Raw genomic sequence first — 23868 nt, forward strand, 5'->3', positions numbered from 1 at the left:
CGACACCCTGACCACCGCCAGCAACCTGGCGGTGGATCTGGCTGCACTGGGGGAGACGGAGCAGGCCTGCACCCTGGGTGAGGAAACCCTGGCCCGGCGCCGGCGGGTGCTGGGCCAGGACCACCCCGACACCCTGACCACCGCCAGCAACCTGGCGGTGGATCTGGCTGCGCTACGGGGAGACGGAGCAGGCCCGCGCCCTGGGCGAGGACACCCTGGCCCGGCGCCGGCGGGTGCTGGGCCAGGACCACCCCCACACCCTGAGCACCGCCAACAACCTCGCTCACCTACCCCAACACAGCCCAGCAACCGCAGCGACCGCCCCGATTTCCCCCACCCCCAGACCCACCTACATGACCGCCCTTGCCCTTCCGCATAGAGATAGGGATCAGAAGGTGGCCGTGGCACTCTCGCGCCAGAGCGAGAGAACCCCATAGGGACTCAACACCAATCCCGGCGCTCTCGCTCGAGAGGCCACGGTCTCAGTAGTGGTCTCAATTGCCGCTCAGTCCGCGGCCGTCCGCAGACATCCGTTGAAGTCGGGCAAGCCCTCTGACCAGGCCTCCAACTCATCCGGCGGACACCAGCGGACGCCACCGGACCAAGATCCGACAACTTGTAATGCGTCCCGGTACTCGCGCGATAGAACTTTCCCTACTTCATCAAGCACCCGGCTGCGCTCCGCTCCGTCGGGCGGGCTTCCCGGCTCCGCTCGGGGCTGCCGCTCCTGCCTTCGGCCCGCTCCGCCCCGCTGCGCCGACGCCCGCCCACACATGGATAGGGCCGAGGCCAATCGGCGATCACCGCATGAAGCGGACCCAGGCCAGGGCATGCCTCCGGCGGGGGCGCTCAGACTCTGGGATGGAGGGGGCGCCGTACGCGAGCGCCGGCACATCGTGGCTGGCGCAGGGGGCTCCCCTACTCGCCTGCACCCTCCTGGAGGTGCAGATCAAGCAAGGCGTAGCTGCGGTGCTCCCGCCCACCTGGTGAGCGAGCTGTGAGAACGTGCACGTCGGCCACTACCTGGCGCTCTGCGTACGTTGCCAGGAGCGCAGTGACATCCTCCTTTGGGGTCCGGATGACCACCACGCCGCTCCCGCCTACTTCAATCTCAACTACTCCCCGCACCTTGCTGCCGCCGACCACCGTTCCCTCGAGACGGGTATCGGCGTCTTCCACCTGTGCAGCCCGTAGCGCCTTGCGGCAGCGTTCAGCGCTCTCCGAGCTGAAAGAAGTCCGCCGTGCAGTGGCCTTCGTCTCCCAGCTAAGAGTGACATCCGTCCCCGAGGAAGCAAGCACATCCGACAATTCGGATAGATGCTTTATCACCCGACGCCCCAATGGCAGCGCAGCATCCAGGACCGCCTCTTCCGCGCCAACCCCAGAACTTGCTCGGTCAGCCACATCAAAGATTCTGTTGATCGCCCTGTCCAGGAGTGCGTCGGTCCCGATGCCTGGAAGCTCGGCTTGCCCCGCATCTGCAGCCCCCTCAAGGACCATGCCATAAGACGATGCGAAGACAGGCCCAGAAAAGAGCTTGGTTACTCGCTGAATCTCCCTGGGCACGGGCCCTGCGTCTCGCGTGGGACGCAAGTCATCGATCGCGTTGGCAACGGACTGGACAGCGGTTTGCAAGGCGCGTAGCCAGTCACCCAAGACAGCCGACTCAACTCGGTTGGCACGCACGGTCTCGCCATCCAAGGCAAAACGGAGGACGGGGCGGCCAGGACGGTCAATCGCTTCCGTGCCGGCCTCGGTATGAAGCGACCGCGCAAGCCGCCTGAGCTGGGCCGATCGCAGCTCAGGCATTGTGCGAGGTACTGGCTTCTCCAACGACTCCGAGCGTCTGGCCGCCAGCCAAGCGCGCATGGCCTTCTTGTCCGTAGCGTCAGGCAAGCTGTGAGGAGTGCTCATAGTGCTACCTCCACGTAGCCCCTACGCTGGCCGTGACCAGCGCGGCAACGCTGCCAGATTTCGTCGTAGAGACCAAGCGTCTGGAAGACTTCACTGTCTCCCGCCGCCATGGCACCAACCGTACCCAGGTCCCGGAAGTCAACAGTGGCAGGCAGACTCAGCAAGTAGGCGTCGATGCGCATGCCGTGCTTCACACACCACTCCCGATCGCTGAGGTTGGCAAGGTCTGCAATGTCGTCAGGCTCGGTGACTCCCCCGTAGGCGTCCGCGTCAATCAGGTAAGCCAGATCGATGTCGCTAGGGTCCAGTTTGCCGCTTACAAAGCTTCCTGCGAGCCAAATACGTGTCACGGAACCAACCAGGCACTCAACCATTGCCCTGTGTGACTGAAGCTCGTCCCAGAGACCTGGTCGAGTGCTCGACGCCTCCAAGGCTGCTGCCCTCACCAGCGAGTACTCAACCTCCTCCCAGGTCATGGGGTAACGGCCAGGAGGCGGACACTGCGTGTCCGAGGCAAACGGCGGTAGGGGCGGCATACGGCTCCAAGGACCAAGCGGAGTAGTCCCGACACTCTATGTGACCCTAGCCTCACGCACGGACTGATCCAATTGTTCGCGGGCCGACACCCAACGCCGACGGGCCACAGCGCAGCTAGCCCTGTCACTTCGGAGCTGCAGACCTTGAACTCCACGGTGGATCCAGCCACTTGGCGCCTGGAAGCCTTGCGCTGCTGTCAGTGGTCCGTCATAGCCTTCGGCCATGAATCAAGGGGCGATCTCGCGAGACTCCGTGCTGAGGGCCATCGCTGAGCACGATGAGCTGGGCAGGGATGCTTTCCTGGGGCGCTACGGCTTCGGCAAGGCGCAGTCTTACGTGCTCGTGCACGAGGGGCGAGAGTATGACTCCAAGGCGATTGTCGGCGTAGCTCACAAGTGGCACCAGGGGGAGCCACTCGCAGCGAACCAGTTCAGCGGAGGCAAGGACCACGCAGCCGCGTGGTTGAAGCGCCTAGGTTTTCACGTCAAGGCAGTCAAGAACCCTGACTGGGCTCGGGACGAGGTCATCCTTGCCTGTCACCTCGTGATGGCAAACGGCTGGCGAGGGCTTGATGCCAACGACAGGCAGGTTGTGGAGCTGTCCGACTTGCTCCAGCTGTTGCCCCTTCATGCCGAGGCGGACCGCAACGAGAAGTTTCGCAATCCTAACGGCGTGGCACGTAAGACATTCGATATCGCTACCCGACACCCTGACTACCAGGGGAAGGCAACGAAGGGCGGCGCCACTGACGTCCTGGTCCTGTACGAGTTCCTTGCGCGCCCCGAAGCAATGACCAAGACAGCACAGCTCATCCGGCTCGGCATCGCTAGCGGTGAGCTGCAAACCCCGCCGCCCTCGGACGGCGATGAGGACGATGACGAATATGGCGCCCCCGAGGGTCGTCTACTCATGCGTCGGCACAGGGCCAGGGAACGCAACAAGGGCCTCCGCAAGAGGAAGATCGAGTCCGTGTTGCGACGAGGTCACAGCCTGGCATGCGAGGCATGCGGGTTCGACTTTGAGGCGGTATACGGGGACCGCGGTGCCGGATACATCGAGTGCCACCACGTCATTCCGCTGCACATGGCCGGCGAAGGAAGGACCAGGCTTAGCGACTTGGCCCTCATCTGCGCCAACTGCCACCGAATGATCCATCGTCGGGCCCCGTGGCCGACCCCAGATGAATTGAAGGCTGCGATCGACCGTCGCCAATCCACTCAAGGCCACACCCCCGCTGCCATTGTTCAACAGCGCCGCGAGAGCACAGAGCATGCCGCCGCCACGGAGACACAGCAATGACAGCACCGGTAGACCCTGTGCTGCTCTTCGACGAGAGCGGGCGCATGTTCATTCTTCATGATCCGGCCCTTGCCAATGCTTTGATCGAGTCCGAGGAGGAGTTCCTCGAAGGTTACGACGGGCAGGGGCGCCCGGTCCGCGCGTGCGGAGAGCCAGGAAATGTGAGTCTGGCTCTGATCGCGGCGGGACCTCAGGGCGACAAGGTTCGAGCACGCGTTGAGCGCTACTACGCAGTCTTCGCCACTCGGCACCCCACACGTGTCCCTCCCCGGGAGGCCGATCTGGTGGCCTTCATCCTCGCTGTGGCAGAAGACTGGGTTGAGGAGTAGATGCTCGGGCTGGCCCTCTTCAGCAGGGCCGGGGCCCTGCATAACCACCGTGGTCGCGGACGGAGAGACCGTGCCATACGCGTGCCAGATCCTGCCGGGAACCACGGGGAACAGCAAGGACTGACCATAGGTGCGCGCCGGGTTCCGACACCGCGCCACCGCAGTCCAGTGCAGCAACTGCTGCCCAAAGAAACCCAATCTCCCCGAGCTGAGAGGCTAGGCGCGGGTTGGACGCTCAACTCCTGCGCAAGCAATCACCGAACGTCGATCTAGCGACATCCACACCGCGAAGACCCACGGCACATCGTCGACTTGAGCCGCGAGCACTAAAGCGTTGCCCCGGCTCTCAAGGTGGTCCACCGCCTCGTCTAGACCAGGTGTGCGTTGTCCGATCTTGCGCGTCAGCCTCAAGCGCCGCCGGAAGGTATGAGGAGAGGGGTGCCGCAGAGCATGCACTGCCACTCACCCAGTATGGGGCGCCTGCCTCGACCGCGAGCCGGCAAGCTCGCACCGCCTCCGAGTCGCCAGTGAGAAGCTGAACAAGGTCGTCGCGCATCACGGCTTCCCCTCTGGCCCGCTGCAGTACAGCAGCGAAGTACAGCAGCCCCATCGGCCACCTAAGGATCTAGGGAGCCCTGAACGGCTACGGACGCGCTGGTTCGGACGCTGGTGGCCATGCTGCGTAGAGCTACGGATCAGAAGATGACTGATATCCGCGGCTGAAATCAGCGGTGGTGGACCCCAGAGGCCTCGAGCGTCCGGCGGTGGTGGTGAGGACGTGGGGTGGGGAGCACCAAAACCAGCCCAAGCGAACTTACAAGGCAGTGACCTTCTGCTCACCCCGCCAAAGTCTTGCCATGGAGCCACGCGGCTACGTCTAGAACTCGCAGCACGCTGATGTCCTCGCCGATCTCTGCCAAGTCCCGAACATCTTCGAGATAGGACACCAGTGCCCCTTGGTCGCTGCGCAGCTCGGTGCGCACGTCAGACCAGAACGTCAAGTCCTTCGTTGGGCGTTCGAACACCTTCTTGACCACTGAGTCGTAGACAGGCAGGAGATGCGGGCGCTTGCGGGCGAGCAACTTGCCAGCACCGACTGCGCCGATTCCGTCGACCTCGCGCAGGCGTATCCATAGCGTCCATGCCGGGCTATCTTCAGCCACGTGTGCCGCCGCCGCATTGGCCAACTCGGTATCCGAGGGGATTTCTGACAACAAGCCGTTGAAGTAGCGGGGCTTAACCGGCTCGAGGACATGCAAGATTGCTCGCGCAGGAACGTCAACACTGAGCGTGGCAACTGCAACGAAGTCCTCAGCCGTGAACGCGTTGACCACCTCTTGACGGTCCCCGCCGCCTCCGAGTCTCTCGAACCTTGCGCCCGTGTACGCCGGCGTTCCTTCAGGAAGAGTGGCCCAGTAGCGCCGCAGCAGGTCAGCGACGTACTCACGCTCCCGGAGAGCAGCCGGTACCTTCAGGTTCATGGGCTCTCCCAAGGCGAACTGCCACTCCCCTACTGAGACATGGCGCGACATTAATCGTGGCACGTAGGAGCGATGACCCGGCGAAACGTCGAGAGAGGGCCGACTACCAAGCGGACGTGAGCCGCCGCCCCTTGCGCAGTCGAGTCATAGCGCAGAGTTGAGCCACTGGGGCGTACCCGAGCCTTCGGTACCCACGTCTAGCACTCCGCCGGTTGCGCACGGTCGCAGCCAACGCCCTATGCCCACAATGCCGGGTGACACCGCTGCGCTCGGCACTTCAAGGCGCGTGGACTCCCACCGGCCATGCACGCTGCCATCGACAGGGACAGAACCAGTTATCCACTCCCGATTGACAGTCCCCACACCTGCGATTCGACCTGCAGCGTCCAACAAGACTGCCACGAGCTGCCACGCATGGTCCGTGCACATAACCTCGTACTCATTGCGCGACAGATAAATGGCAAGCCGCCCGCGCCTGTTGGTGCTCTTCACCTCTATATGCAGGGCGCTTCCCCCGCCCTGCACGGAGATGTCGTAACCGAAGCCGTCCGACGCCTCTGACACCTGCAGCACACGCGCATCTAGCGCGTCGACCAGCAACTCAACGAGTCGTTGCTCTCCGGCTGCGCCAAGTTCCGCGCGTGCATGGGTGTCGACTTTCCCCCATACAGCCTTGATCACTCGTACTGCGTCGAGCGCACTCACCCCCAGGGCCTCCGCTGTGGAAGCAACGTCTAGAGGTAGGTCCTGCGGCGCACGAATAGTCCGGTCTGCATCACGCAGCCACGCCGGTTCCACACTTGCTACCGCAGCCCGCAGGACGGCGAGGCCAGCGAGCCTGTCAGACATGGGCACTGGCTTGCTCTCAGCGCCGAGCAGGATGCTTTCCCTCCGCAGCCAGTCCAGCGCGGCCCCGTACTGGGTAGGGGTCAGGTCGCGTAGCCCAGGATGCGAGAGAAACATGCGCCAGACCTGCTCCACGGACGACCTCTGCAAGTGGACGAGCCAGCGAAGGGCGCCGACGAGAAGTGGCTTAGGAGGCAGGGAAGCCATGCAAGTGGCCCATCAGCGCCTGCAAATCCTTCTGGTCCAATGTCTCCCCAATGCTGGGCTCTTCTTCCAGGTCAGCAAGTTCACGGACTGCAGGGTCGTCTAGAACCAATCCCATGAACTGCAGCTTGGCAGCGAGACGGCCATCGACGGCCTCGTCGATGGTTCCCTCAGACACAAGGACGGTGATATTCGTTTCGGTATCCCGACCAAGCCCCAAACGGTGAATGCGATCCAGGCTCTGGAGATATCTGCCTGCCGCAAAATCGCGGTCAACGTAAACAGCATCATGACAAGTCTGGTGGAGACTGACACCTTCACCAAGCGTAGCCGGATTGGACAGGAGAACATGACAGTCCGGATCGCTTCGGAACTTCTCAATTTGCTGCACCCTATCCCGGGTACCTCCGTGGACTACCGCCGGCGAGTACCTCTGGAGAAGGGCCTCCATAGTAGTCAGATTTCGAACGAATGTAGACCAAACGAGAGTCTTACGCCCCTGAGCCGCATTATTGTCTACGATTTTTAGCACTTCTTGAAACTTCGGGGACATCTCATAGCTTGGAAGATCTCTCATAAGCTCAGTGAGCGCCGCACGTTCCGGGATCTCCAACGGGGGCACACGGTAGACGAGAGGGTCGTACTTGGTCGTCCCTACCGCCAGGAGAGCGGGACTCGTGGCAGCCATCAGTAGGTACATGAGAACCCTGCCAAGCCCCTCAAGGTCGTCACGCGACGCCTCAGCCCGAGCAGACATCTGGCCAATGAGAGCGGAGTAGATTTCCCCGTGGAGATCTGGCATCTTCAGTCGGCGCACGCGGGAAGTAACGGGTGGCAGGCCAAGTTCCTTCTTAGTTGTGCGAGTGAAGAGCGGTCGAAGGACCCGACTCGCCTTAGCCAGATCGCCTCCTCCTACCTCCCTTCGGACGATCTGCCGACCGTGTCCAGGCCAAACGAAGCCAAGCAAGTTTTCCAAGTCACGGGCACCGTTGGGGGCTGGAGTGCCTGTCAGAATCATCCTGCGGCGAGCATGGGGACCCAGCACCATGCAAGCAGCCCCGTACGCACCGGCAGACCCCAGTTTCATTCGATGAGCTTCATCGAGAACTAGAACGGCCGACTGGCTATCGAGCCATTCGACGAGCAGGTTCGCCATTCCGGGCAGTCTCTCGTAGTTGATCAGAATCGCGTCAGCGACCGGATCTACGTGACCATCATCAGCCACGACCATACGAAGGGCTTCATTCCCGTATGCAGCGGAGTTCTCGAACTGCCAGCTCTCGTAGGCACTCTTGGGACAAACCACCAAAAGCCTCTGGGCTCGCCCTCCATGGCGTTCCGCTTGGAAAACAGCCAGCGCTACCCGCGTCTTACCTGCTCCCGGAACGCTGAAGTTTGCCCCATGGCGTAGGGTCAACAACCTGCCGACATCACGTGCCTGAAATGACGTCAGGTCAGCTCGCCATGCAAGCCCCAATCGATCCAGGACTTCATCTCGGCTGAGAGACTCTGTGGCACCGTGCTCCAGCTCCGCCTGGGCGAAAGCGATATCCTGGCTCACCTCGCTGACCATTGCGGCGAGTGAGGCGCCCCAACAGACGTCGGGCGCAGTCCATCTGGCCAGGACAGCGATATTGAGAAGCAGGTCGTCCAACGCGACCTCTACAACCAACTCACTCTTCACCCGCGCACTGGGAAACCACGCAGCGGCGGCCTGCAAGTCGCTACCATGCTGCTGCGAGGCTTTCATAACCACGGTAGATCCACGACGAAGGTCTAGTTGAAGACTCGGGGAACCAGCAGCATCACTCATGCCTGGACAGCCTTAATCAACCACTTGAGCCCATCCCCGACTTCGCAATCTCCGCGGCGAGCATGCTGTGCAAGCTTCTCCAACTCCGCACGCAGTCTCAGGAGATTTTCATCCAACGCGTCACTATCAAACCCCCCAGTGGAACGTGCAGCAGTCAACGCCGCAACAGACCGCTCGATTGCATCAGTTGCTTCGCTTACCTGGTCGGCAGGGGCGAGCTCTAGCGCATTCTTCTTAGCACTTCCCTCAGCTATCTTGATGCTGTCTCGCATAAGGATTCCGGCCGTCTTGACAAGCTCACCGGCCTTTGCAACTTCTTCGCGAGTGAAGTGGTCCGGAGCAGCTGTAACCGTACGCGCCTTGAGGACCTTGTCAGCAAATTCCCGCGCTTCGGTGGCTGCAGGTGCCGCCCCCGGGACAACTACTCCGCTGAGGCCAGGGATGCTCACGGAAGCGGACACAGCCGACGCCGGCTTGATCGACTCCGGGAGTCTGGGCGCTAGGTAAGCCTTGTAGAAACCTCCTCCTTCTCCGGAGATGTTGCGCATCTGAACCTTGTTGAGGTCGAGGAGCAGGCCTACGAGACGGGCTTCACGAAGCTGTGCCGCTCCGTCAGGGTCATTCTTATCAAGCTGAGTGAAGTGGCGCCACAGTTCTTCCAATTGCCCCTGATCACGCTCAAAGTCCACTAGCTTCATGCCGACAGCTGTACCGTCGGGAGTAGATACCTCGCTACGCTTGATCGCTTCCTTGACAAAGGCGAGAATCCATCGAGACCTTCTGTATGTGGGATCCTCTTTAATGCGGAATGACTTGCAAATATCCTCAACATTCTTCCCTCGTGCGACCTGTTCATCGACCGCCAGGAGGAAATTAATGAACGAATAGTCGCGTTTATGCTCCTTTCGCAACTGCAGAGCCAGCTCTAGGGAGCCGACGTCGTCCCAGCTCCAGTCATCGGGGAGCACTCCCACGCGAATGTGCTCTTTCCTGAGCTTGCTCATGGCTGCTCTGCGGGTGTTGCCGTTGACCAGAATTCCCGTTGGCGTAATCAGCCCGGGCTCATTCTGTCCGTGTTCCTTGATGTCGTCAGCGAGGGCGCGGAACGCAGGGTCCTCCTTCAGGGGGGCGAAAGGGTCACCCATAAGGAGCTGTTCCAGGTAGTCCTGACTCGCTTCAGACCAGGGGTCGTTGTCCAACCCCTTACTCCTGGACGGATCGACCGTGCGCTGCGCTCTGATGCGATGGGTCTCGGGATTGTAGTAAAGCTGTTTAACTGGCATTTGGATGACATCGAAACTACGTGGCTTCCCCCGCCACTCAACCGTGACCGAATCTCGCGATGACTCTTTGCGCACCTCGGCAAGGCGGGCTCGGATCATCTCACGGTTGGCATCAGAAAAAGGGGGTGTCGCGAAAGCCACTTATTCCTCCGTCTTCTTGCATGAATTGCGCCTACATAAAGGATCCACCTAGGGGTTTGCACCTCAACCATCGAGGGGCCCCTCAAGAAATCAAAAACCTCAACCCAGAGCCCGACAGGAAGTTTCGGTAATCAACCCAAATCCTGTCCGTAACGCGCGCGCCTTCCTTTTTTCTTAGCGCGACGCCATGTGGACCCTGGTACCGAACCTCTCGGGACCATTCCACGCCCGTATCTCACCGTCACCCCCTCCGTGCCGGGTCATAGGATCGCCGATCCTGCGTGATCAACACAGGCATGAGTACACCCCTTGAAGAACGCCAACTCACCTAGTTGCGCGATCGGTTCGAGTCCGTGACACAGCGTACCCAGGCGTCAACGCCCTCCGCGAGGCTCTCGACGCGATCGCATTCTGGCCAAAGCTGCCCAGGCCTCGGCTGCTGCATCAATACATGGCAGACCACGAGGACGATGGCGCCTGGAGCGAGCACGGATTCAGCCAGGCCAGCACGCCCCGGGACGAGTCCCTGTCCCTCCGACCGGCGTTGGAAGCTCGTCACCTGGGCATACGCCAAGACCCTAGGGTCCGTTAGTGGCTGGAGCAGAGCTTCCCGAAGCCGGAGCCGCTTCGCGCAAGACGTGGCCTATTCGTGGACTGGCGTGGCTAGTTACTCGGCATCTAGGCTCCTGAGCTGCTGAAACGTGTGAGACGCACGCGCCCTCGGGAGCCATGTGCAAGCCAAGCTGCGCCGCTACTGCTGTGACCAGGAAGGTTTGCCGGGTTGCTCTTGCTGGTTGGACACGGATTTCCAACCAACGGTCGGGGGTGGCAGCACCGGTCAAGGTCCGCGGGCTGACTGAGGTGGAGGGGCAAGAGCTGCAGCAGATCGTGCGGCAGGGCAGTACGAGATCAGGTCGCAGAGCCCGGACCGGCTCCGCACTCGGCCGGCCGACGAGCACCGATTCCGGAACCCGCGCGGTGCTAGAGCAGCGGGGGTAACTCCCGTATTTTGCGGGCCACACGGGCAGGGGGGCACATGCCAAAGTGCACAGGCCGAGGATGCACGAATGAGGCACGCCAGACACCCTATGTAGAGGGTGTCTACTGTCGGCCATGCGTTCGCGCATTACGAGAGCCGCGTGAGTCTGACGCGTACGTCGCAGAGGCGCGTAAAGAAGCAAGCGCGGCCAGACAGCGGATAGCTGAGCGGCTCGCCGAGCAGGATGCGGTGCGCCGAGCTCGGCAGGGTCGGGCATTGAAACCCCCAGGGCCACTGCCTGAGGTGTCGCCCGGTTGGTGGGAGATCAACGACCGGTGGTGAGACCAGGGGCCACGACTTGAAGACGTGTTCTCCAGCTTCTGATCCGACGCACCCACTCACGGCACGAAGTCGGTCTGTTCGGCTTGCCGACCAGCGGTGACTGGAGGTTCTTCGCACGAGCTCTGCGAGCGGCGGCCATCTACGAGTAGTCCGGGCCGTGTCGAATGCGAGTCGAAGTCGGGTGGTAAGCCGTCGCCGGTGCGGGTGATTGCCCAGGTCAGGGCCCAGCCACAGGCGTACGGGCAAAGCGCTTTCTAAGCACCTGGTCGGCGGCCTCTTCGTCGACCGGTGAGGCAAGACAGCAGTTGACGGAGAGCCCAGGCTGCTCCCGATGGTCTCCGTCGTCCGTGCGTGGGTTGGCTAGACGAATGCCGATGACGGCAGCCTGAGGCCTTCATCGCCTCGCTCTGGGTCTCCGGTGTCCGGCTGCGACAAGCGCTGGCCCCGGCTTGCAGCAACTCTGAGAGCTGTCCTCAGAGCTCCCGCGAGGTCCGTCGCCACGGCGCGCAAGTCGCCCGATGCCACCTTCTCCGCGACGAGTACGTCTGATGCCTTTGGTAACACCCCAGCGCGCCGGACAGCTGGTCGAGCTCGAAAGGTTCCCTCCGAGTGAGTGGCGAGTGAGTTCCCCTCGTTGTGGATCATGCAGCGCCATCAGTGCAGGTCAAGGGGGAAATTCCCACCCGCTTAGTCGTGCCCTCCGGAGCCGTGTGCGCAGGTTCGAATCCTGCCGGGGGCACCTTGTATGAGGTGCCCAAAGACCCCGCCACCAGCGCTTTCGCTGAGGACGGGGTCTTCGTGTATCTACGGGCGTGTGCAGCTCTGCGCCGCCCAAAGCCGCCATATGTCGGGGTCCGTGGACGACCTGTGGACGGGATCTTGGAGCGTTTCCGCAGGTGGGATCAGCTATCCGCGCTTCCCGACATTCTGGACCCCACGGCCTCCCGTCACAGGAACCGGGCATGTCAGAGGCGTGCGCTTGGATGAGCGAGTGACCGTTCAAGACGTTGCTCGGCAGATGCCCGAGATATCCGTGCTCCGCGAGCACTGCCGTTCCTTGTCTGTGCTGGACGCCATCCTGAGCCCTGAGTGGGAGGACCGGTACTACTCCTTCAACGACCGATGGTCCGAGACGGAGTCGCTGGCCTCCATGCGGAACGGGTCGGGCGACGAGTTCTCGATCGTCTTCTCCCCCGCCAGCGCCTACGTTCGCGGGTTCGCGCACGAATCACCGATGAGCCCCTACGCAGAAGACGGGCCCTGGCCGGGGGTGCTCGACGAGGTTCCCGACGTCTTTCGACCGTGCGTCGAGGAGCCGGCGTTCTGCGACGAGGACGGGATGCCCGTCGTCACAGCGTGCATGTGGCGAGAGACAGACCATGCCTCTTGGAAGACAGGAACGATCGACTACCCCGACGAGCAGCCGGACGACCCTGACGGCGCGGGGTACCTTTTCCAACTGCTCGTGGACCGCTCACCGGAAGCGTTCCAGCGGTGGGCCGAGGACTACTACGAACTTCCGGTCGCATTGGAGGCCGTGTCCCATGTCTTCGCTTCCCGTCCTCTGAGCGACTCAGTCGTCAACGCGTTGAACCCAGAGGTCACCGTGGCCGATCTCGCCGAGGATCTCGCGGAGATCGGCTACCCACTGAACTAGTGCCGCATCAGGCACCGTTCGCCCTGGTGAGGAACCTAGCCAGCACAGCCACGCCGATGGGCAACGCAACAAGGTAGCCGACGAGGGCAGCGACGCCCGGATCAGCCAGCGCAGGAAAGGCCCAGTTCACTGCTGCAGCCACGAGCAGTCTCACCGCTGCCAGCGCAAGGAGAGCGGCGACAACAGCAAGCCGACGCGGCGGGCCCGCCCCGCTATACAACTCAGCCGCAGGCCCGATCGCGATGAAGCCCGTCACGAAGAGGACGGCATCAGTGTCGGGCAGCCACCCGAACGGCCATCCCACCAGAGCGATCAACCCGGAGACAGCAAGGCCGCCCAGTTCCAGCGCGACGGTGGACACTACCGGGTGGTCCCACGAGGGGCGTCGGATCGAGCGGCTCCCACTGTCCTTTTCATCGGCCACGTCGTCAGAGTAGCCATCGGCAGGGCGAACGTTGCCTGGTGCGGCACTAGATCCGATGAGAAGTGACGAGGCCCCTGGACTGTTGCCAGGGGCCTCAGTTGACGAAATCGGTGTCACTCGTACTCGCGCAGCAGGTCCTCGATGCGCCGGTTGGCCACCTCGTGACGACCGTCGAGACACTTCGCGTAGCGGGTGAGCAGGACCTCCACGCTGTTACCGGCACGCTCGGCCACCTCGGTGGGATCGACGCCGGCGTTGAGCCACGTGGAGAGCGCGGAGTGCCGGAGATCGTACGGCCGACTGGCGAGCGGCGAGGCTGCCACCGCGGTGGGGAGCCCGAGGAAGCGAGCTTCCTGCCAGACGCGGTAGTACGTCGAGGAGGGCACGACGGCCCCCTTCTCGCTGAAGAAGAGCCGCCCGTCGGTGGCCGTGCCGAAGGTGTCCAGGTGCTCGCGGAGCACGACGATGAGTTGAGGCGGGATCGGTACGCGCCGGACGTCGTCGGTGGGGCGGTTCTTGAGCCCGCGGTCGTCGTGGGTCTCCCCTGTGTCGGTCCACTGCCTACCGACCGAGGGTCGGGTCCGGTGAAGAAGCGCGGAGCCCCAACCGGCGACCTCAGCCATTGAAGATCTCTAGTGGTTCCAAGTCTTTTAGACGAGCCGAGAGACGCGTTGACCGGAATGCCGAGCGCGGAAGAACACGGAAGCAGCGAAACACTCGGCTGCTGGCGCGCTGAGCGAGAAGCTGCTATCAGTTCCACCTGTCACGTCAGCGTCACGCCGAAGTCACATCGTGATGATGGTCGCCCGTTCACGATGGCATTCGAGCGGGGGTCACAAGTGCAGCGCCGAAAGGATAATTCCATGACCAGGAAAATTGCACTCAGCGTCGCAGCGACAGTCGCGTTCATCGGAGGAATGACAGCTACGGCTGTCGCGCCGGCTTCCGCCGCCCCGGACGCGGCAGGTCAGACCGCTCTGGGGGGCACCAGAACGCTCGCAGTCGGGGACGGTTCGGGCAACGTCATTGGGGACAGCTCGGGCAACGTCACCGGCAACAACGCAGGCAACACCAGCGGCAACCTGTCGGGCAACATCATCGGGACCGGCTCGGGCAACGTCACCGGCAACAACGCGGGCAACACCAGCGGCAACCTGTCGGGCAACGTCATCGGGAACGCCTCGGGCAACGTCACCGGCAACAACGCGGGCAACACCAGCGGCAACCTGTCGGGCAACGTCATCGGGAACGCCTCGGGCAACATCGGCGGCAACAACTCGGGCAATGTACTCGGGGACAGCTCGGGCAACATTATCGGGGGCAGTTCTGGCAACGTCACCGGGGAAAGCTCGGGCAATACGATCGGGAATGCCTCGGGTAACGTCACAGGGAACAACGCAGGAAATACTCGCGGCAACCTGTCGAGCAATACGATCGGGAACGCCTCGGGCAACGTGACCGGGAGCAATTCGGGCAATGTGCTCGGCGACCTTTCGCGTAACACGATCGGCAGCAACTCCGGTAACATCAGCGGGAGCAATTCGGGCAATGTGCTCGGGAGCCTTTCGGGCAACACGATCGGCAGCAACTCGGGCAACACGGTCGGCAACCTGTCGCGCAACACGATCGGGAATGCCTCGGGCAACACGCTCGGCAACAACTCGGGCAACACGGTCGGCAACCTGTCGCGCAACACGATCGGGAATGCCTCGGGCAACACGCAAGGCAACAACTCGGGCAACACCCGTGGAGACCTTTCGAGCAACACGATCGGCAACAACTCGGGCAACGTGACCGGGAGCAATTCGGGCAATGTGCTCGGGAACCTTTCGCGTAACACGCTCGGCAGCAACTCGGGCAACGTCAGCGGCAGCAACTCGGGCAACGTCAGCGGGACCGGGTCGGGCAACGTCAGCGGCAGCAACTCGGGCAACGTGACGTAGTTCTCTCTCTCCGGGCAGAACCTCCTCACCACCGCAGGCGCCTACACCGGCTTCTGCGGTGGGGCACGTGGGCCGAGGCATCGCTCGTCGACCCGGCCACCGGCACAGCAGAGTGGACGAAGCGATTCAGCAGGGACAAGCAGAGATCGCCGTTTCCACTTCCTCGCTCGTCCTCAGCGGAGAGGCGAAGGGAGTGCTCGCGCTCGACGAGAAGTCCGGTGAGCGTCGCGGTCGCCTCACTGCGAGCGGCCCGCGGCTTCAGCCCGGGAAGTCATCTGGATGCGGGCCGCCGAGACCGGCGAGGGGGCATACCTGCTGTTCGGGTCGGCGGACGAGAGCTTCCCGGCATGGTTCTGGACCTCGACGCCACGCTGGTCGCCTGCCACTCGGAAAAGGAACAGGCCGCCCCGACCTACAAGGGCGGCTTCGGCTTCCATCCGCTGCTGTGTTTCCTCGCGAACACCGGCGAGGCCGTATCGGGACGACTGCGGCCCGGTAACTCCGGAGCCGACACTGCCGCCGATCACATTGCGGTGTTCGACCAGGCGCTCGCGCAGACCCCCGACGCTCACCGGCACGGCACCGACATCCTCGTCCGCGCCGACAGTGCCGGATCCGCGAAAGCCTTCCTCGCCCACGTCCGCGACGTGAGGAAACAAGGAATCCGTACCTTCTTCTCGGTCGGATACGCGGTCACCGAGCCGGTCCGCCGCGCTGTCCGGGCCATGCCCGACCGCCTCTGGCATCCCGTCCTGGACGAGGACGGCACCCTGCGTGATGGCGCCGAGGTCGCCGAGCTGACCGGCATGGTCGATCTGGCCGGCTACCCGGCCCACTCGCATCATCGTGCGCCGCGAGCGGCCGCACCCCGGAGCCCAACTGTCCCTGTTCGACCAGGATGAGGGGCCTGCGTCACCAGGTATTCGTCACCGATGCCCCTTACTCCAGTGGTGGCTCCGCCCAGTTCCTGGAGGTCCGCCACCGCGGGCATGCCACCGTCGAGGACCACATCCGGTGCGGCAAGACCACCGGCTTCGGCCGCTTCCCCTCCCGCCACTTCGGCGTCAACACCGTCTGGCTCGAACTCAGCCTCACGGCGATCGACCTGCTGGCCTGAGCCCGCGTCCTGCTGCTGGACGGCGAACTGGCCGCCGCCGAGCCGAAGAAGCTCCGCTACCGGCTGCTGCACGTCGCCGCACGCCTCACCCGCGGCGGCCGCCGCCTGCGCTTGCGAATATCGGCGGCCTGGCCCTGGAGACACGAACTGACCACGGCCTTCCATCGCCTCGCCGCGTTGCCCCGTCCCGCCGGCTGACCGGCGAACCCTGGCCCATCACGACCCGAAGGACCTTGGAGAACCCGACCACCGCGCCGGGACTCCGCCATGTCCGAGCACCGAGATCGCGTCGGCCACCCGACAGTGGCCCCTCAGCGACGCCTCATCGCCTCATCGCCTCAACCGAAACGGCGAGGCTAGGCCAGCTGCATTGTCCAATGCCTCCGAGGCAATCGGGAGTTCAGGAAGGAGAGCCGACGAACCAGCCAATCCCGTGTCGCGCCTCGCCGTGGCCGGCGGTCTCCAGCTCACGCACGGCGCGCCGAACCGTGCCACGCGATACCCCGTACTTCTCGGCAAGGGCCGCTTCGCTCTGCGGATCACCGGCTCGCGCAGGGGAAGTCATTCGGTGACGGCACGGTCGTGTCGCGCAGCCTTCATCGGTTCCACCCCGTCAGACTCCGTCCCGGCATGCTTGCGGTGCCCGTAAGGGGTCGGCGACCCGCACTCAAAGGGCTCTCCATGGGCCACTTTGGGCGAATTAGACAATCCTCGGTGGGCGGAGCAGCATGGATTTGTTGGGAGGTGTGGAGATCGCGGATCCTTGGGGACTGGCGGCGCCGCCAGTCTGCGGGCGCCTGGGGCAACGGATCCCGAGCGATCACACAGCAATGAGCCCAGATGATGTCGCTGCCTTTTCCATGTCCGTGAACAGCCAGCCATCCGTACACATAGCTCTCCTTGGCGGTTTCGACCTCGTGGTCAACGATGTCTCGGTGGCAGTCCCGGTAGGCTCGAAGCGACTCTTGGCGTTCATCGCGCTCAATTACCATTACCGTGTCTCCGTCCCCCGGTCTTTGATCGCCGGAAGCCTTTGGCCCGAAATATCCGAGCAGAAGGCGCACACGAACCTTCGGGCGGCGCTGACACGTCTGCACAGCTTGGGCCGGAAGGCGCTGGAAATCTCTCCCAGCGAGGTGCGCCTCGCGCGAGAGGTCACTGTCGACCTGCACCATGCCCGGTCGCTCGCCCAACGCATACTCGACCCCTGCGTTCCGTCCGAGGACCTCGGTCTCAATGCGGCGACCGTCGACCAGCTCTCCGCCGATCTGCTGCCCGGGTGGTACGACGAGTGGGTCGTGCTGGAGGCGGAGAAATGGCGCCAGCTCCGACTCCATGCCCTCGAGGAACTGGCGGGAGATTTCATTGACGCCGAGCAGTTCGCCGGGGCGGTGACTGCCGCTCATACGGCCGTGCAGGCAGATCCATTGCGGGAGAGCAGCCAGGTCTCCTTGATCCGCGCCCACCTGGCGGAGGGCAACCTGGCTGAGGCGCTGGACCACTTCGAACGCTACGCGTGGCGCCTCCGCAATGAGTTGGGGCTCCGCCCCACACAGCGGCTGCGCCAACTCGTGGCCGGACTGCGGCAATCACCCCCCGGAGGGGGACAGTAGAGGCGAAAGTGGACAGCAAGGGCCGCGAGGACGTCCGCGAACTCGCCACTCTCCCGGGTGGCGAGTTCGCTTTGCCGCAGCGGGTCGGTGCAGAGACCACTACTACCCGGATGCCTGGTTGTTCTGGTTGACGCCGGTGTTGCCGGTGTTGCCGGTGGCCTGGTTGTTCTGGTTGCCGGCCGCGTTGCAGGTGGCGGCAAACGGCGCCTCCGGCGGCATCTCATTCATCCTCGGCAACAGCCCACCCGAGCATGCTCGGAAAGGGATTCCCTGCTTCATCACTTCATCGAGGCTCGCCCCGCACCTGGATCACGGCATGCGTTCCCTTTGTTCGCCAGGATTCAGGTTCCGAATCGTTCAGTGTGTCCTCCGTTTGTTTGTCCAGGCCCACGATTACGTCTGATTTGAGGGTGCGTAGGGCTGCTACGGGGGTTGGGAAGTACGAGGTGCACGTGGGGAACGGGGTTGTGGGGGGCCGGAGTTGGTCGCCTACCAGGCGGCGGTAGTTCAGGTCGCCCTTCAGGATCGTGAGAGTGGCTGTCTCGAATGACTTCTTCAGGTCGTCCGGCATTGCGGCGTACGGCAGCGGGGCGCAGGAGAAAGGGTGCGTGCGGAGTTGCAGGTGGCCTGTTGAGGTTGCGTGCCATAGGCGTTCGCCCGCATTGCCCGCCTCGCCCGGGGCTTGCTTCAGGTGGCGCAGGGCATCGATTACGTCCATGGGCGTCGCGTCGGAGACGTAGTACGGGTGTGGCTTTACGTGAAGGACGACTTGTTCCGCGTGTGCGTGGCGTAGGAAGTGGTCGATGAGGAGGAGGTCGGGGACCAGTTCGCGGCCCGCGTTGTCCGCCAGCACGTGGACCGTGTTCCCGGCCCCCGGCGGCAGCAGCGACCACAGATGTTCCGAGTCGTCCGCCAGGAGGGGGGTGGTGGGGGTGTCGGTGGCGTTCGCGGTGAGTTGGAAGCCGAGGTCCGCTCTGTTGCCCCATAGGGAGCCGTGGAGCAGGGCCCGGGCTCGGGTTTCCGGCGCTTCCTGCGCGAGGCGGTCCAGGGCCGTCAGTTCCGCCTGTGCCTCCGGACTCCGCAGCTCCGCCTGCTTGAAGGGGCGGAACGGGTCGATGCCCTGCCACGGTCCGGTGGCGTCGAAGTAGCCGACCGCGTCCAGGAGTCTGCGGTAGAAGTAGCTCTCCGCCCACAGGAACGGCGCGTCGAACCACGACCCGCCCACATGCTCGCCGCTCCCCCACTCCTCCCACTGTTGGCGGTCCCGGGCGTCCGCCGGCAGCGGTTCCATCACGCCGGCCGGATCCGTGCTCTCCCTCAGGAGCGCGTCCAGTGCACGCTGCCGCTCCGGGTCGTACGGGAACGCGTCCCGCACCCGCTGGATGAGCGCAGGGTGCCGTTCGCTCAGCACGCTGTACGGGAATGATCCGGGGATGTCACTCCGGATTACGTCGTCAACATCGTCAACATCTTCAACGTTCTCCATGGCCGATTGATCCTCCGGTCGTCGGGCCCAGCAGCATCGTCACCAGTCTTTCCGTCTGTTCCCCCGGATCGCGCGCCGTGTCTCCCCATGTCGTCATCAACAGGTGGTGGACCGTCCCGACCAGGGCCAGCGCCGTCGCCGTCGTGTCCGTGGCCGGGGAGAGGCGGCCCCGTTCGACTTCCGCGTCCAAGTAGTCCGCGATCGACTGCTGGATCGCGTCGAAGCCAGGGGCGCCCGCCTCCAGAGCCTCACGGATACGGAGCGACGCCGCCGGAGTCGAGACCGCCAGGCCCGCCGTCGTGGGGTTCAGGGACGTCAGGAGCGCGTAGCCGATCGTCTTCAGGTTGGCCGCCACCGTGGACTCGCCCGCGCGGCCCGGGAGATCCTCCGCCAGGCGCGCCGTGCCGGCGAAGCGGGCCAGGACCAGTTCCGCGACGAGTTCGTCCAGACCCGCGAAGTGCTTGTGCAGCATGCCTTTCGCGCAGCCGGCCTCGGTCGTGATCGCCCTGCTCGTCAGGCCCGACGGGCCCTCCCGCGCCAGGATCCGCTCCGCCGCGTCGAAGAGCCGCTCTCTTACGTCGGGGATCGCCACTCCGCGCGGGGACATGCTGCCTCTTCCCATCAGGTTCGCCATCGAGTCCAGGTCCGGCCATCAGCAGGCCCGGCCATCAGGTCCGGTTTCGGTACGACCGTATGCCGACCGCCCCGGAGCCCGCCCTTGTCATCAGTATGGGCACCCGCCCATACTGAGTATGGGCGGGTGCCCATTCTAGGCCCGGCCCGTCCGTCGCAACGAGGGGGTACCGCTGTGCCGCACATCGTGAACGTCGATCAGTCCCAGGCCTGGAACGGGTACGAAGGTGAGCACTGGGCCCGCAACCAGGACCGCTGGGACGCCGTGAACGCAGGGTTCAACCAGCCTCTCCTCGACGCCGCCGCAGTCCGCCCCGGCGAGCGGGTCCTCGACGTCGGCTGCGGCGCCGGGGCCACCACCCGTCTCGCCGCCCGGCGCGCGGGCCCGGACGGGCGGGCGCTGGGGGTCGATCTGTCGGGGCCCATGCTGGTCCGGGCCGAGGAGACTGCTCGGCAGGAAGGGGCGGTCTACGTCAGCTTCGAGCGGGGCGACGCCCAGATCCACCCCTTCCCCGCCGGGGCCTTCGACGTCGCCATCAGCCGGTTCGGGGTGATGTTCTTCGCCGACCCCGTCGCCGCCTTCGCCAACATCCGGCGCGCCCTCCGGCCGGGCGGGAGGCTGGCGTTCATCTGTGCCGCCGAGCCCGAGCGCAACGACTGGCTCCGGGCCGTCGCCGGGCTGCGCGGCATCCTGCCCGTCGGCGACTTCGGGGCTCCGGGCGAGCGGAACACTTCGCGCAGCCCGGGGATGTTCTCCCTGGCCGATCCCGACGCCACGCGCGGCGTGCTGTCCGGCGCCGGGTTCGCGGGCGTCGAGGTACGGCGCGTGGAGGGGTACGGGCTGTGGGGGCGGGACGCCGGTGACGCCGCCGCGTTCCTGCTCGGCTCCGGTCCCGGAAGGCACCTGACCGGACAAGTCGACGGCGAGGTAAGGGAGTTGGCGCACCGCACTCTCACGAACACCCTGCACGCGTACGAGCACGCCGGCGACGGAGATGCGGACGGTAACAGCGAGGTGCGGATGAAGAGCGTCGGATTCCTCGTCACCGCACACAATCCGGAAGAGGTCACCTGCCCCCTGGCCAAGACCTCACCTACAGTGTGAAGATTCTGCGCCTACGCAGGAGTTCACCATCTGGGGGGCCTCATGGCACTGTTCGGAAACGCGCACACCGTCGACCCCGTCGGCGCGCAGCAGGAGTACGCCAAGCTGTTCGGTCAGGGCGAGCAGGTGCAGGCCGCGTACCTGCTCATCCGCGACACCATCCTCTTCACCGACCGGCGCCTGATCCTCGTCGACAAGCAGGGAATCACCGGCAAGAAGGTGGAGTACCACTCCATCCCCTACCGCAGCATCACGCACTTCTCCGTCGAGACCGCCGGTCACTTCGACCTCGACGGTGAGCTCAAGATCTGGATCTCCGGCACGGCGGCGCCCGTCCAGAAGACGTTCAGCAAGGGCGTCGACATCTACGAGGTGCAGGCGATCCTGACGCAGTTCGTGGCCCGCTAGGCACAGCCGACGCAACAGTGGCCTGACGGCGGCACCTTCGTACGTATGCGTATCCGTGTACGAAGGTGCCGGCCCACCGCCCTCCCCCCTAAGACGCCCGCCTGCGCGACGCCGTCTTCTTCGCCGGTGACTTCTTGGCGGTCGTCTTCTTGGCCGTGGCCTTCGAGGCGTCCGCCTTCGAGCCGCCCGCCTTCGACGTACCAGCCCTGGACGACGTACCGGCCCTGGAAGCACTCGCCTTCGACGTGCTCGCCTTGTCCGCGGCCGTCGCCCGCGACGAGGCGGCCGACTTCCTGGCCGTGCTCTTCCTCGCCGTGCCGCTCCCGGACGCCGCCGGCTTCGCCTTCGTCGACGTCGACTTCTTCCCGCCGACCTCCTTCGGGGCCGTACGGGACTTCAGCGGGGTCACCGGGCTCACCTTCGCCTCCCGCTCCGGTGCGGCCGCGTCACCCCGGGCTTCCTTGGCCGCCTTGACGCTGCTCTTCAGGGCCGCCATCAGGTCGATGACCTTGCCGCCGCCCTCGGGGGCAGCGGGCGCCTCCACCACGCCCTCGCCGGACGCCTTGGCCTCGATCATCTCCTCGACCGCGGAACGGTAGTCGTCGTGCAGCGACTCCATGTCGACCTCGCCGAGGGTGTCCATCAGCGCGTCCGCCAGGTCGAGTTCGGCCTCGCGCACGGTCACCTGGGTCTCGGGCGCCACCTCCTCCGGGGCGCGCACCTCGTCGGGCCACAGCAGACCGTGCATCGCGATCGCGTCGTCGACGACGCGCAGCATGCCGAGCCGCTCCCGCCCCCGGAGGGCGAACTTGGCGATGGCGACCTTCTTGTTCCGCTTGAGCGCCTCGCGCAGCAGGGTGTACGGCTTCGCCGCGGGGACGCCGTTCGCGGAGAGGTAGTAGGCGGCGTCCATCTGGAGGGGGTCGATCCGGTCGGCGGGGACGAAGGCCACGATCTCGATGGTCCGCGCGGTCGGGATCGGCAGGGAGGCCAGATCCTCCTCCGTGATGGGGATGATCGCGCCGTCCGCCGCCTCGTACCCCTTGCCGATCTCCGCAGACGTGACCTCCTTCTCCTCCAGCTCGCAGAACTTGCGGTAGCGGATGCGGCCGCCGTCCTCCAGATGGATCTGCCGGAAGGAGATCGAGTGGCTCTCAGTGGCATTGACCAGCTTGATCGGGATGCTGACCAGGCCGAACGAGATGGCGCCGTTCCATATGGATCGCACGGTGTCCCTCTCTGCGTAGTGCTCTGCCGTATTGCCCTGCGTAGTGCTCTGCCGTGTGCCCTGCGTCATGCCCTGCCGCGTGGCCCTGCTCTGTGCTCTGCCGGAGACGAGCCCGTCGGCCACCCCTCCGTCGCCGCAGCCGAAGCCACCGCCGCAGCCCTTTCGGATAGCTCGTCACGATTTCCGTGGGATTCTCATCGTATGACGCCCATCACAGAGGTGGAGGGGCGGAGGCTCACGCTCAGCAACCTCGACAAAGTGCTGTACCCGGCGACCGGGTTCACCAAGGGCGAGCTGCTGCACTACTACGCGACCGTCGCCGGGCCCCTGCTCGCGCACCTGCACGACCGGCCCGTGTCCTTCCTGCGATACCCGGACGGGCCCGAGGGCCAGCGGTTCTTCACCAAGAACGTGCCACCGGGCACGCCGGCGTGGGTACGGACGGCGGACGTGCCGCATTCGAGGAGCGCCCCGTCCCGCCAGGTCCTCGTACAGGATCTGGCGTCACTCATGTGGGCGGCCAATCTGGTGACGGAGTTCCATACGCCGCAGTGGCAGGCGGACGCGCCCGGACAGGCCGACCGGCTGATCCTGGACCTGGATCCCGGGGAACCGGCGGACGTGGTGGAGTGCTGCGCGGTCGCGCTCTGGCTTCAGGAGCGGCTGAGCGCGGACGGGCTTCACTCGTACGTGAAGACCTCCGGTTCCAAGGGGCTGCACATGCTCGTGCCGCTGGAACCGACGCCGTCCGATCGGGTGAGCGCATACGCGAAGACCCTCGCGGTGGAGGCGGAGGCGGAACATCCGGAGCTGGTCGTCCACCGCATGACCCGCAGCCTGCGCCCCGGCAAGGTATTCGTCGACTTCAGCCAGAACGCCGCCGCGAAGACGACGGCGACCCCCTACACGCTGCGTGCCCGCCCGGAGCCGACCGTGTCGGCGCCGGTGACGTGGGAGGAGGTCGAGGCCTGCACCGACACGCGGGAGCTGACGTTCCTGGCCGACGACATCGCCCCCCGCCTCGAACGCTACGGGGACCTGCTCGGCCCCCTGATCGACCTGAACCGCGCGGGACGGGTGCCGTGA

The 23868-nt window shown here is 64.7% G+C and carries 20 protein-coding genes and 3 pseudogenes; 11 read left to right on the forward strand and 12 right to left on the reverse strand.

From position 1 onward, the window contains the following. Positions 1 to 7: 7 nt before the first annotated feature. Together ACWFR4_RS08180 and ACWFR4_RS08185 are read left to right on the forward strand one after the other, a co-directional pair. Positions 8 to 115: pseudogene (locus tag ACWFR4_RS08180) on the forward strand (tetratricopeptide repeat protein); the annotation flags it as partial. 85 nt (positions 116 to 200) lie between these two features. Next, on the forward strand, positions 201 to 437 hold the full coding sequence (locus ACWFR4_RS08185) for a hypothetical protein (protein WP_453651856.1): 237 nt from the start codon (positions 201 to 203) through the stop codon (positions 435 to 437). A gap of 1473 nt (positions 438 to 1910) precedes the next feature. Here the strand turns inward: ACWFR4_RS08185 and ACWFR4_RS08190 are convergent. Continuing rightward, the gene (locus ACWFR4_RS08190) at positions 1911 to 2450 is read right to left on the reverse strand and encodes a DUF6932 family protein (RefSeq protein WP_453651544.1); all 540 of its coding nucleotides are present in this window, start codon (positions 2448 to 2450) and stop codon (positions 1911 to 1913) included. Between the two features lie 223 nt (positions 2451 to 2673). Here ACWFR4_RS08190 and ACWFR4_RS08195 point away from each other — a divergent pair, with 223 nt between their 5' ends. Next, the gene (locus tag ACWFR4_RS08195; RefSeq protein ID WP_453651546.1) at positions 2674 to 3750 is read left to right on the forward strand and encodes an HNH endonuclease; all 1077 of its coding nucleotides are present in this window, start codon (positions 2674 to 2676) and stop codon (positions 3748 to 3750) included. Beyond that, positions 3747 to 4079, forward strand: a complete 333-nt coding sequence (locus tag ACWFR4_RS08200) for a hypothetical protein (RefSeq protein ID WP_453651548.1) — start codon at positions 3747 to 3749, stop codon at positions 4077 to 4079. Before ACWFR4_RS08195 ends, ACWFR4_RS08200 begins: the two co-directional genes overlap by 4 nt. A gap of 836 nt (positions 4080 to 4915) precedes the next feature. Here ACWFR4_RS08200 and ACWFR4_RS08205 read toward each other — a convergent pair. The 4 genes from ACWFR4_RS08205 to ACWFR4_RS08220 all read right to left on the reverse strand — a co-directional run bounded on the left by ACWFR4_RS08205 (position 4916) and on the right by ACWFR4_RS08220 (position 9622). Next, complete coding sequence (locus tag ACWFR4_RS08205; RefSeq protein ID WP_453651550.1) at positions 4916 to 5560, reverse strand: DUF6308 family protein; 645 nt, start codon at positions 5558 to 5560, stop codon at positions 4916 to 4918. Between the two features lie 144 nt (positions 5561 to 5704). Then, on the reverse strand, positions 5705 to 6613 hold the full coding sequence (locus ACWFR4_RS08210) for a DUF3883 domain-containing protein (RefSeq protein WP_453651552.1): 909 nt from the start codon (positions 6611 to 6613) through the stop codon (positions 5705 to 5707). Next, positions 6594 to 8423 (reverse strand): DEAD/DEAH box helicase, encoded by a 1830-nt coding sequence (locus ACWFR4_RS08215; protein ID WP_453651554.1) that lies wholly within the window; start codon positions 8421 to 8423, stop codon positions 6594 to 6596. Before ACWFR4_RS08215 ends, ACWFR4_RS08210 begins: the two co-directional genes overlap by 20 nt. Next, positions 8420 to 9622, reverse strand: coding sequence for a hypothetical protein (locus ACWFR4_RS08220; protein ID WP_453651556.1), 1203 nt, complete (start codon positions 9620 to 9622; stop codon positions 8420 to 8422). The genes ACWFR4_RS08215 and ACWFR4_RS08220 overlap by 4 nt, the downstream gene beginning before the upstream one ends. A 2564-nt stretch (positions 9623 to 12186) precedes the next feature. On the opposite strand from ACWFR4_RS08220, the gene ACWFR4_RS08225 reads away from it, so the two are divergent. Further along, complete coding sequence (locus ACWFR4_RS08225; protein WP_453651558.1) at positions 12187 to 12825, forward strand: hypothetical protein; 639 nt, start codon at positions 12187 to 12189, stop codon at positions 12823 to 12825. A 7-nt stretch (positions 12826 to 12832) separates the two neighbouring features. Here the strand turns inward: ACWFR4_RS08225 and ACWFR4_RS08230 are convergent, their stop codons facing one another. Both ACWFR4_RS08230 and ACWFR4_RS08235 read right to left on the reverse strand, forming a co-directional pair. Then, complete coding sequence (locus tag ACWFR4_RS08230; protein WP_453651560.1) at positions 12833 to 13249, reverse strand: hypothetical protein; 417 nt, start codon at positions 13247 to 13249, stop codon at positions 12833 to 12835. A gap of 113 nt (positions 13250 to 13362) precedes the next feature. After that, a pseudogene (locus ACWFR4_RS08235) lies at positions 13363 to 13857 on the reverse strand (tyrosine-type recombinase/integrase); the annotation flags it as partial. A 255-nt stretch (positions 13858 to 14112) separates the two neighbouring features. Here ACWFR4_RS08235 and ACWFR4_RS08240 point away from each other — a divergent pair. Both ACWFR4_RS08240 and ACWFR4_RS08245 read left to right on the forward strand, forming a co-directional pair. Further along, complete coding sequence (locus ACWFR4_RS08240; RefSeq protein WP_453651562.1) at positions 14113 to 15192, forward strand: beta strand repeat-containing protein; 1080 nt, start codon at positions 14113 to 14115, stop codon at positions 15190 to 15192. A gap of 227 nt (positions 15193 to 15419) precedes the next feature. Then, a pseudogene (locus ACWFR4_RS08245) lies at positions 15420 to 16507 on the forward strand (IS1380 family transposase); the annotation flags it as partial. A 202-nt stretch (positions 16508 to 16709) separates the two neighbouring features. On the opposite strand, the gene ACWFR4_RS08250 reads toward ACWFR4_RS08245, so the two are convergent. Beyond that, the gene (locus tag ACWFR4_RS08250) at positions 16710 to 16874 is read right to left on the reverse strand and encodes a GntR family transcriptional regulator (protein WP_453455390.1); all 165 of its coding nucleotides are present in this window, start codon (positions 16872 to 16874) and stop codon (positions 16710 to 16712) included. Positions 16875 to 17139: 265 nt separating this feature from the next. On the opposite strand from ACWFR4_RS08250, the gene ACWFR4_RS08255 reads away from it, so the two are divergent. Further along, positions 17140 to 17922 carry an AfsR/SARP family transcriptional regulator gene (locus ACWFR4_RS08255; RefSeq protein ID WP_453651564.1) on the forward strand — a complete coding sequence of 261 codons (783 nt, stop codon included), beginning with the start codon at positions 17140 to 17142 and terminating at the stop codon, positions 17920 to 17922. A 102-nt stretch (positions 17923 to 18024) separates the two neighbouring features. Here ACWFR4_RS08255 and ACWFR4_RS08260 read toward each other — a convergent pair whose 3' ends face one another. Genes ACWFR4_RS08260 through ACWFR4_RS08270 form a run of 3 tightly spaced genes read right to left on the reverse strand, consistent with a single transcriptional unit; the run spans position 18025 to position 20015 of the window. Next, positions 18025 to 18150: a hypothetical protein gene (locus ACWFR4_RS08260; RefSeq protein WP_453651566.1), complete on the reverse strand. Its 126-nt coding sequence runs from the start codon at positions 18148 to 18150 to the stop codon at positions 18025 to 18027. A 55-nt stretch (positions 18151 to 18205) separates the two neighbouring features. Continuing rightward, entirely contained in the window at positions 18206 to 19408 is a 1203-nt protein-coding gene (locus ACWFR4_RS08265) for a damage-control phosphatase ARMT1 family protein (protein ID WP_453651568.1), read from the reverse strand. Beyond that, complete coding sequence (locus ACWFR4_RS08270) at positions 19395 to 20015, reverse strand: TetR/AcrR family transcriptional regulator (protein ID WP_453651570.1); 621 nt, start codon at positions 20013 to 20015, stop codon at positions 19395 to 19397. Before ACWFR4_RS08270 ends, ACWFR4_RS08265 begins: the two co-directional genes overlap by 14 nt. 201 nt (positions 20016 to 20216) lie before the next feature. Between ACWFR4_RS08270 and ACWFR4_RS08275 the strand changes: the two genes are divergently transcribed. Together ACWFR4_RS08275 and ACWFR4_RS08280 are read left to right on the forward strand one after the other, a co-directional pair. After that, a complete protein-coding gene (locus ACWFR4_RS08275; RefSeq protein WP_453651572.1) occupies positions 20217 to 21146 on the forward strand; it encodes a class I SAM-dependent methyltransferase in 930 nt (309 codons plus the stop codon). Between the two features lie 42 nt (positions 21147 to 21188). Beyond that, complete coding sequence (locus ACWFR4_RS08280) at positions 21189 to 21554, forward strand: PH domain-containing protein (RefSeq protein WP_116509971.1); 366 nt, start codon at positions 21189 to 21191, stop codon at positions 21552 to 21554. A gap of 88 nt (positions 21555 to 21642) precedes the next feature. On the opposite strand, the gene ku is transcribed toward ACWFR4_RS08280, so the two are convergent. Then, the gene (gene ku / locus ACWFR4_RS08285; protein ID WP_453651574.1) at positions 21643 to 22782 is read right to left on the reverse strand and encodes a non-homologous end joining protein Ku; all 1140 of its coding nucleotides are present in this window, start codon (positions 22780 to 22782) and stop codon (positions 21643 to 21645) included. Positions 22783 to 22983: 201 nt separating this feature from the next. On the opposite strand from ku, the gene ligD reads away from it, so the two are divergent. Next, the gene (gene ligD, locus ACWFR4_RS08290) at positions 22984 to 23868 is read left to right on the forward strand and encodes a non-homologous end-joining DNA ligase (RefSeq protein WP_453651576.1); all 885 of its coding nucleotides are present in this window, start codon (positions 22984 to 22986) and stop codon (positions 23866 to 23868) included.

It is taken from the genome of Streptomyces sp. NPDC055140 (genome assembly GCF_053607285.1).